Here is a 19,542-nt window from a genome sequence, read left to right on the forward strand (position 1 = left end):
TATGACAACTCGAAAAAAAGTTTCATCGATTCTTCTCGTGACAACTTTGCTGCTGTCGGTAGTTTTCATAACATCTTTTGACAGTTCTGAAAAAAAGACTCGGAAAAATTGCGTTCCATTCATTCTTCACCTCTCTCAAAATGAGACTGACAAGGTCACATCCATCCTCGACTCGACGAAGAGTGTTCAGATGAGATCCGGCTTTGTGACTCTTCAACCGGGAGAGAATGTAGGGTCGCATAATACTGGACAGCATGAAGAACTCCTCGTTATTCTGGATGGCAGCGGCTACGCGGACGTAGAAGATCTTGGAAAGACAAATATCGAGAAGGGAATGGTTGTATATATTCCGCCGAACAATCAGCACAATGTTTATTGTGACGGTTCGTCTCCACTAAAGTATATTTACATCGTGGCCCCAACAAAGTAAGTATCTCTTCTACTTGCGGAGGTAAAGGATAACCAGCCGCTTTTCGTCCGAATTCTAATTCCGTTCTCTCCGGTTTTTTGTTAAATTAAAACGAGAGGAATGATAACCAATAGCATAAGGAAGAGGCTGAAGGAAATTTTCGGGAAAGAAAATGTTCTCGATTCTGCGGAAGATAGAATCGCCTATTCATATGACGGAACGCCGCTTTTAAGCTCACTTCCGGAGGCGGTTGTGGTTCCTTCGTCGGTAGAGCAGATCAGCAAATTGATGCTGTTGGCTAACGAGGAAAAATTTTCGGTGGTGCCGCGCGGATCGGGGACCGGACTAAGCGGCGGCTCGATACCTACAGAAAACTCTGTCGTACTTCTCATGACTCGATGGAATAAAGTCATCGAACTCGACAAAAACAATTTGACTGCATGGGTTGAACCCGGTGTGATCACAGGAAAATTTCAGTCGCTTGCAGAATCTGAAGGCCTTTTTTATCCGCCCGATCCCGGCAGCTCACAGATTTGTACGCTCGGAGGAAACGTCGCAGAAAATGCAGGCGGCTTGCGCGGGTTGAAATACGGCGTTACGAAAAATTACGTCCTCGGATTAGAGGTCGTCCTTCCAACCGGCGAAGTCATGCATATCGGCGGCAAGAATACGAAAGATGTCGCCGGATATAACCTGAAGGATATTTTAATTGGTTCCGAAGGAACGCTTGGAATATTCACAAAAATACTTTTCAAACTGATTCCGATGCCGCAGTCTAACAGGACCGTTCTCGCTTTTTATGATTCTATGACCAAGGCGGCGGAAACAGTCTCAGAGATAACCGCAAAGAGAATAATGCCGGCAATGCTCGAGTTTCTCGATAATCCGACAATTCGAGCGGTTGAAGATTTTGCGCACCTGGGACTCGATGTAAATACAGGCGCACTGCTTTTGATTGAAGTCGATGGTGCTATCTCAGCCGTTGAAGAGGACACTGGAATGATCAGGACGATCTGTAAGAATTCTGGAGCGAGTGATATTAAGATCGCAAAGGACGAAGCCGAAAGTACGAAATTAAAAGCTGCTCGCAAAACCGCTTTTGCAGCTCTCGCGAGAATTCGCCCAACCACAATACTTGAAGATGTGACAGTCCCGAGAAGCGAACTTCCTGCAATGGTTGACTTTATAAGCGAGACCGCGGAGAAATATGATGTACAAATCGGAACCTTCGGCCATGCGGGCGATGGGAATTTGCATCCGACCGGCCTCACCGACGAACGAGACAGGGACGAAATCCAGAGAACTGAGCAAACGTTCGATGAAATATTCAGAAAGGCTGTCGATCTTGGCGGTACGATAACCGGCGAACATGGAGTGGGGCTTGCAAAGAAGAAATTCTTCGAAGAACTCTATGATACTTCGTTCATTAGATGGATGAAGCAAACGAAGGAAATGTTTGATCCCAATTGCGTTCTCAATCCCGGCAAGATTATCTCGGTTAAGCCGCGTTGTGAGGGTGCACTGCCCAAAAGCAAGGAGCAAATCGAGAAGATCGTTAGCAAAATGGACAATCCATCAGAGGCTTATTTTTGAAGCCAACAATTTCCGATGATCTCCTAACTCAATGCATGCACTGCGGACTTTGCCTGCCCGTTTGTCCGACATACGAATTGACCGGTCTGGAAAAGAATTCGCCGAGGGGAAGAATCCGATTGATGAAAAATATCATGAACGATTCGCTTCCGGTTACTAATGCCTTCATGGAAGAAATGTATTTTTGTCTTGATTGCCAGGCGTGCCAGACCGCTTGTCCTGCAGGAGTTAGATACGGTGAGCTTGTCGAGGCGGCTCGAACGCTTGTCGAAAAGAAAAAATTTCTCCGTTTGAAAAATTTTATCGTAAGAAATTTTGTCGAACGAAGAAGCGTCTTGCGGGTGCTTGCCGTAGTCATAAGATTTTACCAGGACAGTTTGTTTGAAAGAGGTGTGCTCACGTTTCTAAGAGTGTTTTCCCCGATGCTATACGGGCGTGCTAAGTTGATGCCTCGAGTTTCAAATAAATTTGTCTTCCGAGCAATCCCTGAGACACGCGAACCCGAAGGAGACATTCGCGGCACGGTCGCTGTCCTGACGGGCTGTGTCATGGATGTTTTCTATGCGGATGTTAATCGCGATACTATCGATGTCCTTCTTATTAACAGCTGGCGTGTCATGGTACCGCGGGGACAAGTATGCTGTGGCTCGCTCGGTGGACACAATGGTGACGCGGAGTATTCAAAACGACTCGCAAAAAAAAATATTGAGGCGTTCGAGAAATCTGGCGCAGAATATTATGTGGTAAATTCAGCCGGCTGCTGCGCCTTTATGAAGCGGTACGCTGAAGTGCTGTCTGATGATCCTAATTATTCAGAAAGGGCGCAAAAATTTAGTAAGAAAGTCAGGGAATTTTCAGAATTCGTTTATCTGACAGGATTCAAAAAAACCCAATGCAAGGTTACCGAGCCGGTAGTGTACCATGAACCATGCCATCTGGTTCATACGCAAAGAATCAGTGAAGAACCCCGTTCGATTGTCGTTGAAATCGCCGGAGATAATTTTCGAGAGCTGAATGAAGCGACATGGTGCTGCGGTAGTGCGGGGATTTATAATGTGCTGCGATTCCGCGATGCATCCGAGATACTTGACCGGAAGATTGATAATATAAAAAAGAGCGGCGCCCGTTTGGTCATAACCGGCAATCCGGGTTGTCTTGCGCAAATAGGCTCGGGAATTCAAAAAGAAAACCTGGGGATAGAGGTTCTTCATCCCGCCACGGTTCTGAACAGACTCTACAAGAAGGAAGGTGCCGGGTGATTCCTCTTAAAGACAGGAATCCGTCTCACATCTTTCCATTCATAAACTATCTTCTCATCGCGGCAAATGTCGTTGTCTTTTTCTACGAATTGTCCCTGGGGCGACATCTCGACGATTTCATTGTCAAATATGGCTTGATATCTCATAGATATTTTTATGCGGTCGAGCATCATACCCAATTAATAAACAGGTATGTCCCATTTTTCTCTTCCATGTTTCTCCACGGCGGTTGGCTGCACATAATCGGCAACATGTGGTTCCTGTTTATTTTCGGCGATAACGTCGAAGATAGATTAGGTCACGGAAATTATCTGGCGTTTTATGTTTTGAGCGGGCTTGCGGCCGCGGTAATACAGTTGCTTTCGAGTGTTGGGTCTTCTGTGCCGACGATCGGTGCAAGCGGCGCAATATCCGGAGTGCTGGGCGCCTACCTCGTGATGTTTCCGCGCGCGAAGATTGTTACTCTTCTCCCCATCTTCTTCTTTTTTGACATCATCGATATATCTGCCTTCTTATTTATCGGATTCTGGTTCTTCATGCAATTCGTGAGCGGACTGCAGGCCATCGGCCTCGACACATCGGGTGGAATTGCCTGGTGGGCTCACATCGGCGGATTCGTCGCCGGAATTTTGATGGTGCCGGTGCTTAAGAAGCGCTGATTCACGAAGAAGTCCGAGACATCGCCTTTCCCGTATTTCGATGGATTTTATGCACCATGGCATGAATAATCTTTAATTTTATTTTATCGAACTTTCCTTGCCAAAAGCCCGTTCGTTATTTATTATTGTTGTAGAGAGAGGATAGCCAAATGTCAAATCCGGAGAATGCACCGGGCTGGCCCGGCATAGTACCACGCTGGACCTCCAGCGCGAAGTGCGGAGTCGGTACTGCTTTTACCGGGGTCAGCGCGACATGGTTTACCATATCGCATGGGATATTGAACGAAATTTATTATCCGCGCATGGACCAGGCGATGATCCGCGATATGGAATTTATTGTAACTGATGGTGCCGATTACTTTTCAGAAGAAAAGAGAGATACTGAGCATTCTGTAAAGCTGATGGCTCCCGGAGTTCCAGCTTATATTCTCGTTAATAAATGTACAAGCGGCCGATACCGAATAGAAAAAAAACTCATCGCTGATCCAAGAAGACCGGTCATGCTTCAAAAGGTCAAGTTCATTCCAATTAAGAAAAGTGATTATCATATTTACGTGCTCTTAGCTCCTCACATCGCAAATCGTGGTGGAGGAAACACGGCTTGGGTTGGAGACATCAAAGGTGAACCCGCTTTGATGGCAACCCACAGGGGATTCTCTCTCGCAATGGTTTCGTCGGTGCCTATGAAGCTGGCTTCGGCCGGCTACGTCGGGTACTCGGATGGCTGGCAGGATCTCAAAGCCAACAAGAAACTCACGAATTTTTATAAATGCGCCAAAAATGGGAATGTGGCTCTGGTCGCTGAGCTGGATCTTGGATCGTCGGGCAACGCTGCAATTCTTTCTCTGGGTTTTGGCGGAACGATGGACGAAGCGGGCCATCACGCGCTCGTTTCACTCAAGAGCGGCTTTGAAGAATCACAAGAAATCTATATAAGGTCTTGGAGCGGATGGAGCAATAATTTGTGGTCGCCGAAACTAAGAGCCAGCCTGTATGACATAAGCAAAGTCGTCTTGAAGGAACACACCGGCGTCAACATGCACGGAATCATAGCAAGCCTATCTATTCCCTGGGGCTTTTCAAAAGGAGACGATGACCTCGGCGGATATCATCTCGTCTGGCCCCGGGATATGGTGGAAGCTGCCGGAGCATTTGTCGCAATCGGTGCAAAGGACGAGGTCCGGCAAGCTCTGTTATATCTTGAAGCGACGCAGGAAGCGGATGGCCATTGGCCGCAAAACATGTGGATGGATGGCAAAGCTTATTGGAACGGAATACAGATGGATGAATCCGCACTTCCGATCCTACTCGTTGATCTTGCTTTTCGCAAAGGCATCATCTCGAATCGTGATGTGCAAAGCTTTTGGCCGATGATGAAGAGAGCTGCGGGCTTTGTCGTCCGAAATGGTCCGGTCAGCCAGGAGGATCGGTGGGAAGAAGATCCTGGCTACACGCCGTTTACTCTTGCTTCTGAGATTGCGGCACTTGTAGTGGCTGCGGAATATGCAAAAAAATTTAACGAGAAGAGAATTGCCGACTATCTATTGGAGACCGCCGACATATGGAATTCAAATATCGAAAGATGGATTTACGTTTGCGAGACGACTCTTGCCCAGCAGCTTGGTATTGATGGCTATTACGTCCGAATTTCACCTATTGATATCGCTGAGGCTGGTTCTCCAAAGGATGGATTTGTCCCTATCAAGAACAAGCCGCCCGGAAGCTCGAGTATGAAAGCAACATACATCCTCAGCCCGGATGCCCTTGCGCTCGTGCGTCTTGGTCTCCGCGACGGAAGAGACGTACGCATCCAAAATACTGTCAGAGCGATTGATAAATTGTTACGTACCGAAACGCCGGCGGGTCCTTCATGGCACAGGTATAATGACGATGGCTATGGCGAGCATGAAGACGGAAGTGCATTCGATGGAACAGGCATCGGGAGATTGTGGCCGCTCCTCACGGGAGAAAGGGCACACTTCGAGCTTTCATGCGGAAGAGTTTCTGAGGCGAAGAAACTCTTGAAAACAATGGAATCATTTGCAGGAGAAGGTGGTTTGTTGCCCGAGCAGATTTGGGATTCGCATGACATTCCGGAGAGAGAGTTATTTTTCTGGAAACCTTCCGGCTCGGCTATGCCGCTGGTCTGGGCCCACGCGGAATATATCAAACTCGTCAGATCCATCGAAGAGAAAAAAGTTTTTGATCGTCCGCCGCAAACCGTCAAACGGTATGTCAAAGAAAAGCACCCGTCCAATTATGCTTCATGGAGATTCAACCACAAGATCAAAACAATGCCTAAAGGTTTGAAGTTGAGAATCGAAGTCCTTGCGCCCGCGATAATTCACTGGTCGGCGGATGATTGGAAGACCGTGACGGATACACCCACCCGTGACACCGGCCTTGGCTTGCACACCGCCGACCTGGACGTTGCAGGGTTGAACCCCGACACAAAAATTTTGTTTACATATTATTGGAGGGATTCACAAAGGTGGGAAGGAAATGACTTTTCAGTTATTATTGAATAAGGAGAAATTATGGAAATAGGCTTGATCGGGCTTGGCAAGATGGGGGCCAATATGGCCGAGCGTCTTTTGAAAAGCGGCCACAAGGTTGTTGGATACGACCGGGATGCGCAAGCGGTTAAAAGAATTGTGGATCAAGGAAACATCGGGGCGAATTCGATTGACGATCTTATTTCAAAATTGAAGTTACCGAGAACAGTCTGGGTAATGGTACCTGCCGGCAAGCCCGTTGATGACACTATTGACATTATGATCGCCGGGTTGAACAGAGATGATATAGTGATCGACGGAGGTAATTCATACTACAGAGACTCAATTCGTCGAGCGAAAAAACTTGCCGATCACGGCGTAAAAATGATTGATGCAGGCGTGAGCGGCGGCATCTGGGGATTGAAGGAAGGATATAGCATCATGGTCGGAGGTGAAAAAGGAACGGTGGATTATTTGAAGCCGATTTTTGAAGCGCTTGCTCCTGCGAAGGACAAAGGATGGGGACACGTCGGACCGAATGGTGCAGGGCACTTTGTGAAGATGGTTCACAATGGAATTGAATATGGTCTGATGCAGGCATATGCTGAGGGCTTTAACTTGATGAAAAGGAAAACTGAATTTGACCTGGACTTGCATCAGGTCGCTGAGATTTGGAGATACGGAAGCGTTGTGAGAAGCTGGCTTCTCGATTTGACGGCTGCGGCATTGCAGGACGACCAGAACTTAACCAAGGTTGCGCCGTATGTCGCAGATTCCGGAGAAGGGCGATGGACTGCATTGGAAGCAATTGAGCTTGGTGTGTCGCTTCCCATCATAGCTCAATCGCTTTATGAGCGATTTGCAAGCCAGGACAGCGAAGAATATGGAAATCGACTTCTGGCAATGATGCGCCACGAGTTCGGCGGACATGCCATAAAAGGAGAGGAAAAGTAAAATGAACAGTAAGAGGATACCGCCGTATTTGTTCATAATCATAGGAGGCACCGGCGATCTGGCAAGGCGAAAACTTCTTCCGGCAATCTGCAAATTGTGGGAGAAAAATTTATCCGAATTTTATTTGATCGGGTCGGGAAGTGGAAAGAAACACGACGACTCGACGTACCGCGACTTTGTAGCAAGATCGCTGGAAGAGGAAAATGTGGACACAAGCCATATCGATTCGCTCGATTGGCTTTATTATCAATCCGTTGGTACGGGCTCATTGGAGGAGTTTAAGTCCTTTGCGAACAGAGTCTTACAATTGGAAAAGGATCTCAACCTGACGGGAAACAGGGTCTTTTATCTCGCAGTTCCGCCGTCGATTTTTCCGAATACGATCAGGAATCTCGGGGAAGTTGGTCTGAACAAAAGCGGCGGCGAGATAAAGCTCGTCGTTGAAAAACCATTTGGGAAAGATCTGCAATCTGCAAAAGATTTGAACCGGCTGGTGCACACCTATTTTGATGAGTCGCAGGTTTACCGAATAGATCATTACCTCGGAAAAGAAACTGTTCAGAATCTTCTCGCTTTTCGTTTCAGCAACGCGATGTTCGAATCACTTTGGTCCCGCGACAGGATTGAAAGAGTCGAAATAACGGTTGCAGAAACTCTCGGTCTCGAACATCGGGCCGGTTATTATGACAAAGTCGGCGCTTTGCGCGATATGATACAAAATCATTTGACTCAACTCATGACGCTCGTGGCGATGGAGGTACCGACGGCATTGGAAGCCGATGATGTGCGTCACGAAAAGGTGAAGGTCCTTCGGGCTGTTTCGCCGATTTCTCCGGAGGATGTCGTGCGCGGTCAGTACACGCGCGGCGCTGTCGAAGGAAAAGAGGTCGTCGGATATTGCGAGGAGGAAGGAATCAATTGCAGCGATTCACGCACCGAAACTTATGCCGCAGTAAAACTGAATATCTCAAACTGGCGGTGGCAAGGCGTACCTTTTTTGTTGAGAACCGGGAAGAGGATGTTCAAAGAGGCAACAGAGATCGCAATCACTTTCCGTCGTCCCCCTGTCTCCATATTCAGACAATTTTCCATAAAAGATATTCAACCCAATAGACTCATCATCACGCTGCAGCCCAATGAGGGTTTTGACTTGTACTTCAAAGTAAAAGAACCGGGCGAATCATATAAACTTACGACTCAGAGTCTGCATTTTGAGTATTCCGAGATTTTCGGACGGTTGCCTGACGCATACGAGACATTGCTCCTCGATGTTCTGAAAGGCGATCAGACATTGTTCGTTCGCGCTGACGAAGTTGAATCGTCGTGGGAACTCTACACGCCGCTTTTATCCGGTGGTTCTGATGTGTACAAGTACGCTTCAGGAACTTGGGGACCGGTGGAAGCCGAAAGATTGCTCGACGGTGAGAAATGGTGCACGATGTGATTGGTGAGGTAAGAAAATTCCGTGACCTCATTGAGCTTAGCTCGGCCGTAGCGGAAAATATCGCCGAACTCATCAAAGAAGTCGTTGCTTCAAAAGGCGTTTTTCATCTTGCATTGTCAGGAGGGAATACTCCAACAACTCTATTCCGCATCCTCGCCACGACGTATCGTAATTCAATCCCGTGGAAATCTGTTCACGTTTTCTTTTGCGATGAGCGCTTCGTTCCGCACATGGACCCTCTGAGCAATTTTCGGATGGCGAAGGAAAACTTGTTTGATCTGCTCTCTATCCCGAGAGAAAACATACATCCTATTCCAACTGATTATTTGGAGTTTGAGATTTCAGCAGGATCCTACGAAACTGAGTTGCGAAAATTTTTCTCCGACGACGGAAATACTTTCGATCTCGCCGTCATGGGAATAGGAAAGGAGGGGCACACTGCCTCTCTTTTTCCGAATTCGCTGGCACTCGATGAAGAGGAAAGGTGGGTATTAGCTGTGCATGTGAATGCGGTTCCACCGCGGCGTGTAACGCTTACTTTCCCGGTTCTGAATCGCGCCGGGGCGGTCTACTTTCTTGTCTCCGGCACCGACAAAGCGGAAATCATGGGAAGAATTCTCGACAACTGGTTCGATTATCATGCTTGCCCTGCGGTCGGAATCATCCCTAAAAATGGCAGGCCAGTCTGGTGGATTGATTTGTCTGCGTCACCTGATGGGAGGTAAGAAACTGGGAGGCTAATATCAGCCGATCCTTTGTAGTTTGAAGAGGGCGGATTTCACCCAGGGCTACAGCCTTGAAATACTGTGTTGCTCGTATGCAGTACCTCTTTTTTTGCTTTTTCCCCTAAAGATTTTACGGATTATCTCGCCAAATTTTTAGTGAAATTGTCGTAGGATAAGAAAATTTATAACTTCCGCTAAATCAATAAGTTAGCACCTTGACTTTTGTCATCGTTTTTGTTATTATTTCTTGAATTCACCGGAGGTTTATTGGCAAATAAGGAAAAAAGAGTCATCGTTTCCAAAGGAAGCTCGAAGGTTCTTTATTCTCTTCCTCAGGATGATATTCTCCTGACAGAGTTTCGATCTGAAATAGCAATTGACGGGAAGAAGGTCTTCAAAGTCAAAGAAAGACCAAAGATTGCGGCGGAGTTGCAGGCATTTATTTACGCGTATTTGGAGACTTACCAGATACCGACTCATTTCTTTAGCCAATCGGGCGGAGAGCTTCTTGTGAAGCGTTTAAATATCATTCCCGTTGAAATAACTGTCCGAAATTTAGCATCCCATTCATTTGCCAAGAGGTTCAAGCATTTCAAATCGGGGCAACTGTTGGATTTCCCGATATTCGAATATCTTCTGAAGAATGAGGTGGGGGAGTCTTTCGTCAATGATACGCATTTGTACGCGCTGCAAATCTTGTCGCCGGATGATTTCCGGACGATGACACGACTGGCAAGCAAAATTGATGCAGTCATGAAAAGTTTTTTTGAAAGACGCGGTTTTACTCTTGTAGACATCACGATGAAGTTCGGCAAGCATAAAGGCATGATAATGCTCGGCGATGAAATTTCTCCCGAAAACATAACCGTGATTGACAACACGACCGATGAAGAGATTTCCGTTGTGGAGGCCCGTGACTCGCGCGAGGCGTCTAAGCAATATCAATTGGTCTATGATCGTATCTTTCCTTCCCTCCAGCGTAGCGCCGCACCTCCAAAGCGCAAGGCTTAACAAAGATGTTTCTCCGGCTAGCTCACTATGGTTACGACGTTGTCGCAGTTGTAGTGCTGTCGTGTGTCGCAGCGGTATTTGTCTCTTTTTTTGTTGCGAGCGCACCGGCCAAAGTAATTCTTGATATTGCAGCGCTTGCAGCTGGAGCCTCCACGTTCTATTTTTTCCGCGATCCTGACCGGACTTTACAGATGTCCGGTGATCATGTTGTGATATCACCTGCCGACGGCAGGGTGGTATTTTGCAGCGAGGTGGAGGAACCCGAGTTCCTGCGAAGCCGTGCGAAGATGATCAGCATTTTTATGTCGCCGGTCGACGTGCACGTAAACAGAATCCCGGTAAATGGCACGGTGAAGTTTCTCAAATATGTTAAAGGAGAATATCTTGTCGCGTTCGATGAGAAGTCAAGCGATAGAAACGAGAGGATGCTGATCGGAATTGAAAATAAAGGCGCCAGAGTTTTGTTCAAGCAAATAGCCGGTTTTATAGCACGCAGGATCGTATGCAATCTTTCGGAAGGTCAGACAGTCACCGCAGGCGAAAGATTCGGAATGATTAAGTTTGGGTCTCGCGTCGACGTTCTCCTTCCATTAAATTGCGATGTAAAAGTCAAGTTGAACGATAAGATTTTTGCCGGAAGCACTATAATCGGAGTGATGCAAAGTGAGCCGTGAGGTACGTGAAAAGTGCCGCCTTGCGGCACCGCGCAGATCATGTTTAGGGCGTGATGATCGGGAAAAAAGCAGTAATGATTGAATGAGTAGAAAAAGAAAATACAATATTCACATTTCCAGAGCGGTCATCCCGAGTTTTTTCACGATTCTCAACATGTTTTCAGGTTTCATGTCGGTCTTGTCATCTGCCGATAAAGATTATGCTTCGGCGGCATGGCTTATAATACTTGCAGCAATTTTCGACAGTCTCGATGGCATCATGGCACGCCTGACAAGAAGTTCCAGCGAGTTTGGCGTGGAGCTCGATTCGCTTTCGGACCTTGTTTCGTTCGGCGTCGCACCGTCGTTCATGATTTATCGAATCGGACTTCATACCCTCGGGCCGCTTGGCACTCTTTCAAGTGCGATGCTTATGGTGTTCGGTGGCTTGCGGCTTGCGCGATTCAACGTCCAGCTTGTCGGATTCGACAAGGATTATTTCAAGGGCTTACCTATCCCCTCGAGTGCAATCGTGATCAGTTCGTTCGTTCTTTCATTTTATGATAGGACCATGGGAGCTCTCGACACAGATGCCATAGTACTTCCTGCAATAGCAGTTTCTCTGTCTTTATTAATGGTAAGCACTGTTCGCTACGATACGATCCCGAAATTCAGCAGGCGCGCAGTTCGTTCACATCCGATGAAGTTTTCCATTTTTATGATATCGCTGTTAATTATAATTGCGACACTAGGTAAGGCGCTTTTCTGGTTATTTGTTCTCTACATAGTCGGCGGATTGGTCCGCTGGGTGGTTGAGCACATCAAGGCTCTTCTTTCTCCGCCGAAACGTGAAGAAGAAGAGGAAGATGTCGAGCTCAGTAGTTTTGATATTTGAGCTTAGATTACAGGGCGATGACCCTGGGACACAAATTGTCAATATTCAGAATTAGTGTGCTTGTTGGTTTGAGATTGTTCGATACGAGCTATGTTAGATTAAGGAGTAAGAATTGTATAAGGCAATAATAAAGGTTACGCTGAAGAAAAAAATACTGGATCCCCAGGGAAAAGCTATCGAAAGCAGTCTGCACAATCTGGGTTTCTCAAGTCTTACCGGCGTCAGAACCGGCAAGAATATTGAAATCTCTATAAATCAGAATGATCTCGAGCAGGCAAGGAGTTCAATCCAGTCTGCGTGTGAAAAACTTCTTGCAAATCCCGTGACGGAGGAGTTTGAGTACGAGATATTCGATCATGCTGGCACAGCCGTGGCTGGGTTCTCGACACAGCACAAGCAAGTTAAAGAACCGGTCGGTTAAGATGGCACACAAAGTAGGAGTTGTGGTTTTTCCCGGGTCGAATTGCGACCGGGATGCTTTCAACGCGTTCGGAAGCGTTATGGAGCAGAAGGTGGAATTTCTATGGCACAAGGACACGGATCTTGACGGCGTCGATGTCGTCGTTCTTCCGGGCGGTTTTTCTTACGGGGATTATCTGAGGTCCGGTGCAATTGCAAGATTTTCACCGATAATGAACGAAGTGAAAAAGTTCGCGGAGCACGGAGGACTCGTAATGGGAATTTGCAACGGTTTTCAGGTCCTTGTCGAATCAGGATTGCTGCCCGGGGCTTTGTTGAGGAATGCAAAGTTAAAATTCGTGTGCCGCCAGGTTTACTTGAGAACTGAAACTGTGAAAACGCCGTTCACCTTGTCTCTTAAACGCGGACAAATTTTGAAGGTGCCGATTGCTCATGGTGACGGGAACTATTATGCCGATGATACCACGTTAAAAATGTTGCAGGACAACGACCAGATTGTTTTTCGTTATTCAACGCAGGATGGCGTAGTTACACAAGAGTCAAATCCGAACGGCTCGATTCTCAATATTGCAGGCATCGTCAATAAGAACCGAAACGTTCTCGGGATGATGCCTCATCCTGAGCGGGCCAGCGAGCAAATCCTTGGGAGTGCGAATGGTGCGTTTGTTTTGAAATCGGTCATTGAAAGTTTAAATTGACAAAAAACGGAGGCGATCATGCTTGAGGATTTGAGCTTCGGAAAAATTCTTCTGATAGTTTTGGTGCTCGTCATATTCTTTGGCGCTAAGAGAATTCCAGAAATCGCACAAAGCCTCGGTAAGGGAGTGAAAGAATTCAAGAAGGCTGTCAAAGACATACGGGAAGATCCCGAGAAGAAGAGCGAAGAAAAGAAATAAGGTTTTGGTCATCGAGCTGCCGAGATACAGGGTTATTGAACGGATCGTCCCTCTCTGTGGTTGAGATCCTGCGCCTGCTGAACTGCGGGGGTGCTTAGTGATGGTTTTGAAGGTAAGGGGAGAAATTTTAAATTAATAAGCAAAGAATTTTTTCTTTGCTTGTTAATTCGAAGACAAAAGGGAGTCACCTATGGCGTGGCTCTGGAGTATTAACGATGCTTGAAGATTTAAGTATTGGTAAAATCCTATTGATTGTCGTGGTCATTTTGATATTCTTCGGTCCCAAGAAAATACCGGATTTAGCGCAGTCTTTGGGAAAAGGTATAAGAGAATTCAAAAAAGCCATGCGTGATGTATCGGATGAGATGCAGAAGCCGGTTAATGAAGAACCCAAAGCTACAGCGCAAAAATCGATAGAATCACCTCCGCAGGTTTCCCAAACAGATTCTTCATCTACAGCTCAACCAAAATCATAACAGCGATTGTCTGACACATACCAGAGTTTTCGGAAGCGGCTTCTTAACGCGGAATTCACCTGCAAGAGTATCACGGAATCCTATCTAAAGAGGGCCAAGGCAGGCTCAAACCTGAACGCTTTCCTTCAGCTCTTTGATGAATGCATGGAAGATGCGGAAAAAGTTGACGCGAAAGTAAAAGCTGGTACAGCCGGGAGGCTTGCAGGTCTCGTCCTTGGAATCAAAGATGTTATTGCAATCAAAGAAAAGCGTCTCACGTGCGGCTCTAGGATGCTTGAAAATTTCGTTTCTCCATACGATGCGACAGTCGTGGAAAGGCTGAGGGATGAAGATGCGATTATCATCGGCAAGACCAATCCGGATGAGTTTGCAATGGGCTCCTCGACGGAGTACAGTGCGTTTGGACCCACATTGAATCCCGTGGACACATCTCGCGTGCCCGGGGGGTCCAGCGGCGGTAGCGCCTCAGCTGTCGCTGCGGGATTGTGCCATGGTGCGCTTGGCACAGACACAGGAGGATCGATAAGGCAGCCCGCGTCATTTTGTGGGGTTGTCGGGTTGAAACCGACCTACGGTCGCGTGTCTCGTTACGGGCTCGTTGCCTACGCGTCGTCGTTTGATGTGATCGGACCGTTTGCAAATTCAGTTTACGATATTGCCCTGATTCTGGAGGTCCTTGCAGGGCACGATGAGCGAGATTCAACCTCCGCAGAAAAACCCGTACCGCAGTATACTTCTTTTCTTGACAGAGACGTGAAAAATCTTAGGCTTGGGATCGCCAGAGAGACGCTGAGTTCCGGTGTGGCGAATGAGATCAGGGAAGCGATCGAAAAGCGGATTGACGAGCTTCGTTCCGAGGGAGTAGATATTATCGAAATCTCGCTGCCACATCTCGATTATACCATTCCTGCCTATTACATTCTTGCAACGGCCGAAGCCTCATCTAATCTTGAAAGATATGACGGTGCAAGATACGGTCATCGTGCGAAGGATGTCGAAGAGCTTGAAGATATGTATATCCGCTCACGGACGGAGGGGTTTGGCCCTGAAGTCAAAAGAAGGATCATGCTCGGTACGTTCGTTCTTTCGGCCGGATATTACGATGCATATTACCGCAAAGCTCAGAAAGTCCGCAGAATCATCAAGCAGGATTTCGACGAAGCTTTTGGGAAGGTCGATGCAATAATAACTCCTACTGCTCCAACCACAGCATTCAAAATTGGTGAGAAGACTTCCGATCCGCTTCAAATGTATCTCTCCGATATTTTCACGGTCTCCGCAAACCTGGCTGGAATCCCGGGGATCTCAGTGCCGATCGAGAAGGATGAGAGATCGCTGCCGATCGGTGTGCAGCTTATGGGAAGACAGTTTGAAGAAGAAACGATTCTGACGTTAGCAAGTTTTATCGAACATTCCGTGAAAAACCGAAAGAACCACGATGAGCATACTCGTTGACAAATCCACGCGTCTGGTTGTTCAGGGGATTACAGGAAGTGAAGGATCCTTTCACGCTGGTCAGATGATCGAATACGGAACAAAGGTTGTGGCCGGTGTAACTCCGGGAAAAGGCGGCACGACGCTTCTGGAAGTCCCGATCTTCAACACTGTTGCAGAGGCGGTAGAAGATGAAGAGGCAAACACATCTATCATTTTTGTCCCGGCGGCGTTTGCCCCCGATGCGATCGTCGAGGCGGCAGATGCCGGAATCCGATTGATCGTCTGCATCACGGAGGGGATTCCGGTTCGCGACATGATCGGAATATATGATTATCTGAAGAAGAAGAATGTTCGAATGATCGGTCCGAATTGCCCGGGCGTGATTTCTCCCGGAAAAGCCAAAGTTGGGATAATGCCGGGTTTCATACATCGACAGGGGACCGTCGGCCTTATCTCGCGCAGCGGTACGCTGACGTATGAAGCGGTTGCGCAAGTGACTGCAAAAGATTACGGTCAGTCGACGTGTGTCGGAATCGGCGGCGATCCTATCATCGGAACAAAGTTCATTGATGCGCTTCGTCTTTTTAAAGACGACGGTCAAACCGAGGCAGTTGTAATGATTGGGGAGATCGGCGGAACCGCAGAAGAGGAAGCAGCGGATTACATTAGAAAAAATTTCGACAAGCCTGTAATCGGATTCATAGCGGGACGCACCGCGCCTCCAGGAAGAAGGATGGGACATGCCGGCGCGATAATTTCCGGCGGACACGGGACCGCCGATGAAAAAATGGCGGCGATGAAAAAGGCCGGCATCATCGTGGTCGAAAGCCCGGCGTCAATCGGCAATGCAGTCGCGAGAGTATTAGGGAAGAAATTGAAGAGTAAAAAAAGAGTAACGGTTTCCAAAAAACTTCGGAGAAGTTCTAGATTTAAGAAGTTTACGGCGGCAAAGAAGTAAGAAGCAATAAATCAGAGACAAAACGAGAAAATCTAATCTTAAGAATTATGGAAATGAATCGTACACTCGCAATATTAAAACCCGACTGCGTCCGAAAAAACTTGATTGGCGAAGTAATCGCACGAATGCAGAAGGCGAAATTCAAAATAGTAAGTATGAAAATGGTGCGTCTGACTGAAGAAGCTGCTGGTGAATTTTATGCGATCCATAGGCAGCGCCCATTTTACAAAGATCTGGTGCAGTATATGACATCGGGAGCGTGCGTCCCGATGGTGCTTGAAAGAGAAAACGCCTTCGAAGAGTTTAGAAAATTCATCGGCGCTACCGATCCGAAGGAAGCAGCACCGGGGACGATACGTCGCGATTTTGCCGAAAGCAAGCAGGAAAACATCGTACACGGATCGGACAGTCCGGAAAATGCCGCCCGGGAGATTTCATTTTTCTTCTCCGAACGTGAGCTAGTCGAGCTTCTTTAGAGTTGCCGCTTAAAAAGTTAGAAACACTCAACACAAAATCACTTCACAAAAACCCTTATTGGGAATATCGGCTCGATAACTATGTCCTTCCCAATGGCGACACTGGAGAGTACCACTATGTGCACAGTCCTGGCTCAGCGATGGTTGTCCCGGTGGATGAAAACGGCAGGCTCGTTCTTGTGAAACAGTTCCGTTATCTCTGGAAAAAGGAGAGTATAGAATTCCCCGCGGGCGGCATGAAATATGTCGATCCCCTTGTCACGGCAAAAAACGAGCTTGCCGAGGAAGCCAACTTGGGTGCTTCAAGCTGGAAGTTTGTCGGCGAGTTTAACCCCTTCAACGGCGCGACCGACGAGATCGCAACAGTTTATCTTGCGTCAGGTCTGAGTAGAATTGAAAAGGAAAAGGACGCTTCGGAGGAATTCGAAGTCATCAAGATGACGATTCCGGAGTTTCAAGCGGCGATCGATGGGAAGGAAATTTGGGATGGGATGACGCTCGCCGCATGGATGCTTGCACGTCCGGCTGTTCTGGACTACATTGGAGAATTAGAGAGGTGATTTTCTTTCTCGCTGTCACGGTAGATTTTAAAAAACGGCAGGTACGGCCGCACAAGTGCAAGTTGTCCCTTGAAGGCCGCCCGACTCTTCAGCATATTTTACATTAGTAAAGATGATTCGTTTCAACATTCCGCAAATTGAATGTCACCCTCTTTGAATTTCTTCCGCGCCTCGTTTTTTGTCGCCGCCATTGCGTTTTCTTTATCATGGTTCACCTCGATTTGTCATGCTCAGGAGCAGCACGGAAAAGAAGCGCGCAGGCCTCGCCCTCCGCGGGATACGACACAGCGGGTTTTGACCCCGCAGGATTCCGCGCGCCTCGCGGCTTCTAAGATAGACACGACCAAACCCGTGCTCGGAAGACTTGTTAGTCCTGTCTTTGACGCGGGAATGATCACAGATGAGCCCTCCTTTTCTATAACGGATTCCGAAATAACATGGAACGATTATACCTTTTCAGGAGAAGTTCTTAACAAGATTCCCGGAACGTATCTCGCGAATATGTACGGGGCGGGTGACCCGTCGCAGCTTTATTTCGATGGTATGGGAAGTCAGTATTCAAGATACTTGCTGGATGGAGTCGAGCTGAATGAACCGACAACTGCTTCAATGAACCTGTACCATGTTCCAATGGAATTTGTCGACAATGTCGAATACCTCGATGCGCTTCGTGCACCGATATATCAGTTCAACGCAAATGGGAGTTTGGTGAATTTTCAAACTCAATCTTACAGCGAAGCGAAACCTTATTCAAAAGTCAGGCATCTCGAGGCTCCGTATAATTATCTGATCACCGACGGGGTGTTCTCGCAAAATATCGGATTCAACTCCAACATTGATGCCGGCTTCGAGCGGCAGACGACAGATGGAAGATTTCAAAATACCGTTTATGACGGCGTCAACATTCGCGTGAAGTATCGTTACAGTATAGACTCTACCCACCAGCTGGCTGCGACTGAATTGTATTACCGCACCAAAGGAGGTGCGAATGGCGGTTCACTTCCGTACAGCGTGGACGCGAGCATCTTTGATCAGAATTTCAATTCCGTTCGAAGCTCAACAGCTGACTTAACTTATCTGCAGCATCATCTCCAGGTTGCGTACTCTGAGTCGGATCCGAAGGATTCTACTCAATTCTACACCCTGTCGGCGTATTACGATTACTATAATTTTGAATTCGGCGAGTTGGCGAATGAGAGGATCGACAGCTCATTTTACCTCACCAACATAAGCCGCCGAGCCGGCGCAAATCTGAGAGGAAGCCGGTCGTTTCTGGGCGGTCACTTCAACTTCGGTCTCGAAGCTGTCAGGGAAGAGAATCCGTACAATTCCCGCGCGAGCATTCCATCGGCAAATCGGGTTTCTGCATACGGCGATGAGGAGATATATCTTTTCGATTTTGTAAAGGTCGGCGTTTTTGGCAGGGGAGACATAGTGGTCGACAAATTTTATCCGGATTTCGGCGCGTCGTTCGGTCTCGGGAACGATATATTCAATATTGAAGCCGGCGGAAACGTCTCCGACCATGTTCCATCGATGTCGGACAAATATTTCGTCACAAGATATTTCGTCGGAAATTCGGATCTGAATGCCGAGACAGATAAAACTTTCCAGTTGAAGGCGGGTGTAAAACTCGGGGAATCTTTTGATCTTGCAGTAAAACCGTACATGAAACTGATTGATGACCCGATTTATTTTCAGACAAAATACGTGGGGCAGTCGGAATATCCGCAAATCTCGGTACTGAATCTGAATAACAGAAAAATATACGGACTCGATGCAAGCGTAAAGGTTGGCCTGTGGAAATTTACGGCGGACGGAATGTTGAATTACGTGGATGAAAAAATAAACAGCAATGAAGTCTACATATTGCCCAAGATATTTGCCTCGGGGGAATTATACTTCCATGATGTATTCTTCACGGGCCATTTAGATTTGAAGGTGGGAGTTCGCGGTCAGTTTGAAACGACCTTTAACGGGGAAGAGTTTTACCCGGAGGCAATGATTTTCTATCCCGGCACATTGAACAGTTTCGGGCCTTCCGGCAGTTCAGATTTCTTTGTGCAGGGGAGGGTTCGGGACGCCGTTATCTATTTCACGATATTCAACATAACCGGCCAGCTGTACGTTCTCGCTCCGGTTTATGCTGCGTTGAACACGAGTTTCGCTTTAGGAGTCAATTGGGAATTTCTCAATTGACAAGCCGGGAAAATTTAATCTAG

Annotated in this window: 20 protein-coding genes; all 20 read left to right on the forward strand. The window is 47.3% G+C overall.

Annotated features, from left to right (window positions below):
- Position 1 precedes the first annotated feature (1 nt).
- Complete coding sequence (locus tag VLX91_10700; protein ID HUI30676.1) at positions 2–430, forward strand: cupin domain-containing protein; 429 nt, start codon at positions 2–4, stop codon at positions 428–430.
- A 99-nt stretch (positions 431–529) separates the two neighbouring features.
- Complete coding sequence (locus VLX91_10705; GenBank protein ID HUI30677.1) at positions 530–2,002, forward strand: FAD-linked oxidase C-terminal domain-containing protein; 1,473 nt, start codon at positions 530–532, stop codon at positions 2,000–2,002.
- Positions 2,003–2,037: 35 nt separating this feature from the next.
- Entirely contained in the window at positions 2,038–3,261 is a 1,224-nt protein-coding gene (locus VLX91_10710) for a (Fe-S)-binding protein (protein ID HUI30678.1), read from the forward strand.
- Positions 3,258–3,920, forward strand: a complete 663-nt coding sequence (locus VLX91_10715) for a rhomboid family intramembrane serine protease (GenBank protein HUI30679.1) — start codon at positions 3,258–3,260, stop codon at positions 3,918–3,920. The genes VLX91_10710 and VLX91_10715 overlap by 4 nt, the downstream gene beginning before the upstream one ends.
- A gap of 149 nt (positions 3,921–4,069) precedes the next feature.
- Positions 4,070–6,448, forward strand: a complete 2,379-nt coding sequence (locus VLX91_10720; protein ID HUI30680.1) for a glycoside hydrolase family 15 protein — start codon at positions 4,070–4,072, stop codon at positions 6,446–6,448.
- A 9-nt stretch (positions 6,449–6,457) separates the two neighbouring features.
- Entirely contained in the window at positions 6,458–7,369 is a 912-nt protein-coding gene (gnd, locus tag VLX91_10725; GenBank protein ID HUI30681.1) for a decarboxylating 6-phosphogluconate dehydrogenase, read from the forward strand.
- Between the two features lies 1 nt (position 7,370).
- Positions 7,371–8,813: a glucose-6-phosphate dehydrogenase gene (zwf, locus tag VLX91_10730; GenBank protein ID HUI30682.1), complete on the forward strand. Its 1,443-nt coding sequence runs from the start codon at positions 7,371–7,373 to the stop codon at positions 8,811–8,813.
- A complete protein-coding gene (pgl, locus tag VLX91_10735) occupies positions 8,798–9,538 on the forward strand; it encodes a 6-phosphogluconolactonase (GenBank protein HUI30683.1) in 741 nt (246 codons plus the stop codon). The genes zwf and pgl overlap by 16 nt, the downstream gene beginning before the upstream one ends.
- Before the next feature lie 267 nt (positions 9,539–9,805).
- The gene (locus VLX91_10740; GenBank protein ID HUI30684.1) at positions 9,806–10,549 is read left to right on the forward strand and encodes a phosphoribosylaminoimidazolesuccinocarboxamide synthase; all 744 of its coding nucleotides are present in this window, start codon (positions 9,806–9,808) and stop codon (positions 10,547–10,549) included.
- A gap of 5 nt (positions 10,550–10,554) precedes the next feature.
- Positions 10,555–11,223 carry a phosphatidylserine decarboxylase family protein gene (locus VLX91_10745; protein ID HUI30685.1) on the forward strand — a complete coding sequence of 223 codons (669 nt, stop codon included), beginning with the start codon at positions 10,555–10,557 and terminating at the stop codon, positions 11,221–11,223.
- A gap of 82 nt (positions 11,224–11,305) precedes the next feature.
- Positions 11,306–12,097 (forward strand): CDP-diacylglycerol--serine O-phosphatidyltransferase, encoded by a 792-nt coding sequence (gene pssA, locus VLX91_10750; protein ID HUI30686.1) that lies wholly within the window; start codon positions 11,306–11,308, stop codon positions 12,095–12,097.
- A 112-nt stretch (positions 12,098–12,209) separates the two neighbouring features.
- Complete coding sequence (gene purS / locus VLX91_10755; protein ID HUI30687.1) at positions 12,210–12,518, forward strand: phosphoribosylformylglycinamidine synthase subunit PurS; 309 nt, start codon at positions 12,210–12,212, stop codon at positions 12,516–12,518.
- 1 nt (position 12,519) lies between these two features.
- Positions 12,520–13,215 carry a phosphoribosylformylglycinamidine synthase subunit PurQ gene (gene purQ / locus VLX91_10760; protein HUI30688.1) on the forward strand — a complete coding sequence of 232 codons (696 nt, stop codon included), beginning with the start codon at positions 12,520–12,522 and terminating at the stop codon, positions 13,213–13,215.
- 18 nt (positions 13,216–13,233) lie between these two features.
- Positions 13,234–13,413, forward strand: a complete 180-nt coding sequence (tatA, locus tag VLX91_10765; protein HUI30689.1) for a twin-arginine translocase TatA/TatE family subunit — start codon at positions 13,234–13,236, stop codon at positions 13,411–13,413.
- Between the two features lie 215 nt (positions 13,414–13,628).
- Positions 13,629–13,889 carry a twin-arginine translocase TatA/TatE family subunit gene (locus VLX91_10770; protein HUI30690.1) on the forward strand — a complete coding sequence of 87 codons (261 nt, stop codon included), beginning with the start codon at positions 13,629–13,631 and terminating at the stop codon, positions 13,887–13,889.
- A gap of 6 nt (positions 13,890–13,895) precedes the next feature.
- Positions 13,896–15,344: an Asp-tRNA(Asn)/Glu-tRNA(Gln) amidotransferase subunit GatA gene (gene gatA, locus VLX91_10775; protein HUI30691.1), complete on the forward strand. Its 1,449-nt coding sequence runs from the start codon at positions 13,896–13,898 to the stop codon at positions 15,342–15,344.
- Positions 15,328–16,284: a succinate--CoA ligase subunit alpha gene (sucD, locus tag VLX91_10780; GenBank protein HUI30692.1), complete on the forward strand. Its 957-nt coding sequence runs from the start codon at positions 15,328–15,330 to the stop codon at positions 16,282–16,284. The genes gatA and sucD overlap by 17 nt, the downstream gene beginning before the upstream one ends.
- A 53-nt stretch (positions 16,285–16,337) precedes the next feature.
- On the forward strand, positions 16,338–16,760 hold the full coding sequence (gene ndk / locus VLX91_10785) for a nucleoside-diphosphate kinase (protein ID HUI30693.1): 423 nt from the start codon (positions 16,338–16,340) through the stop codon (positions 16,758–16,760).
- 2 nt (positions 16,761–16,762) lie between these two features.
- Positions 16,763–17,320: an NUDIX hydrolase gene (locus VLX91_10790; GenBank protein ID HUI30694.1), complete on the forward strand. Its 558-nt coding sequence runs from the start codon at positions 16,763–16,765 to the stop codon at positions 17,318–17,320.
- A gap of 141 nt (positions 17,321–17,461) precedes the next feature.
- Complete coding sequence (locus tag VLX91_10795; protein HUI30695.1) at positions 17,462–19,519, forward strand: putative porin; 2,058 nt, start codon at positions 17,462–17,464, stop codon at positions 19,517–19,519.
- Positions 19,520–19,542: the final 23 nt, after the last annotated feature.

Source organism: Candidatus Acidiferrales bacterium, from assembly GCA_035515795.1.
Classification (GTDB): Bacteria; Bacteroidota; Ignavibacteria; order Kryptoniales; family JAKASW01; genus JAKASW01.

Coding starts and splice junctions, on each gene's coding strand:
- zwf (HUI30682.1), top strand. CDS start 7,371: ATGAACAGTAAGAGGATACCGCCGTATTTGTTCATAATCATAGGAGGC.
- sucD (HUI30692.1), top strand. CDS start 15,328: ATGAGCATACTCGTTGACAAATCCACGCGTCTGGTTGTTCAGGGGATT.
- VLX91_10700 (HUI30676.1), top strand. CDS start 2: ATGACAACTCGAAAAAAAGTTTCATCGATTCTTCTCGTGACAACTTTG.
- tatA (HUI30689.1), top strand. CDS start 13,234: ATGCTTGAGGATTTGAGCTTCGGAAAAATTCTTCTGATAGTTTTGGTG.
- pssA (HUI30686.1), top strand. CDS start 11,306: ATGAGTAGAAAAAGAAAATACAATATTCACATTTCCAGAGCGGTCATC.
- VLX91_10770 (HUI30690.1), top strand. CDS start 13,629: ATGCTTGAAGATTTAAGTATTGGTAAAATCCTATTGATTGTCGTGGTC.
- VLX91_10795 (HUI30695.1), top strand. CDS start 17,462: ATGTCACCCTCTTTGAATTTCTTCCGCGCCTCGTTTTTTGTCGCCGCC.
- pgl (HUI30683.1), top strand. CDS start 8,798: ATGGTGCACGATGTGATTGGTGAGGTAAGAAAATTCCGTGACCTCATT.
- VLX91_10745 (HUI30685.1), top strand. CDS start 10,555: ATGTTTCTCCGGCTAGCTCACTATGGTTACGACGTTGTCGCAGTTGTA.
- gnd (HUI30681.1), top strand. CDS start 6,458: ATGGAAATAGGCTTGATCGGGCTTGGCAAGATGGGGGCCAATATGGCC.
- ndk (HUI30693.1), top strand. CDS start 16,338: ATGAATCGTACACTCGCAATATTAAAACCCGACTGCGTCCGAAAAAAC.
- VLX91_10710 (HUI30678.1), top strand. CDS start 2,038: ATGCACTGCGGACTTTGCCTGCCCGTTTGTCCGACATACGAATTGACC.
- VLX91_10720 (HUI30680.1), top strand. CDS start 4,070: ATGTCAAATCCGGAGAATGCACCGGGCTGGCCCGGCATAGTACCACGC.
- VLX91_10705 (HUI30677.1), top strand. CDS start 530: ATGATAACCAATAGCATAAGGAAGAGGCTGAAGGAAATTTTCGGGAAA.
- purQ (HUI30688.1), top strand. CDS start 12,520: ATGGCACACAAAGTAGGAGTTGTGGTTTTTCCCGGGTCGAATTGCGAC.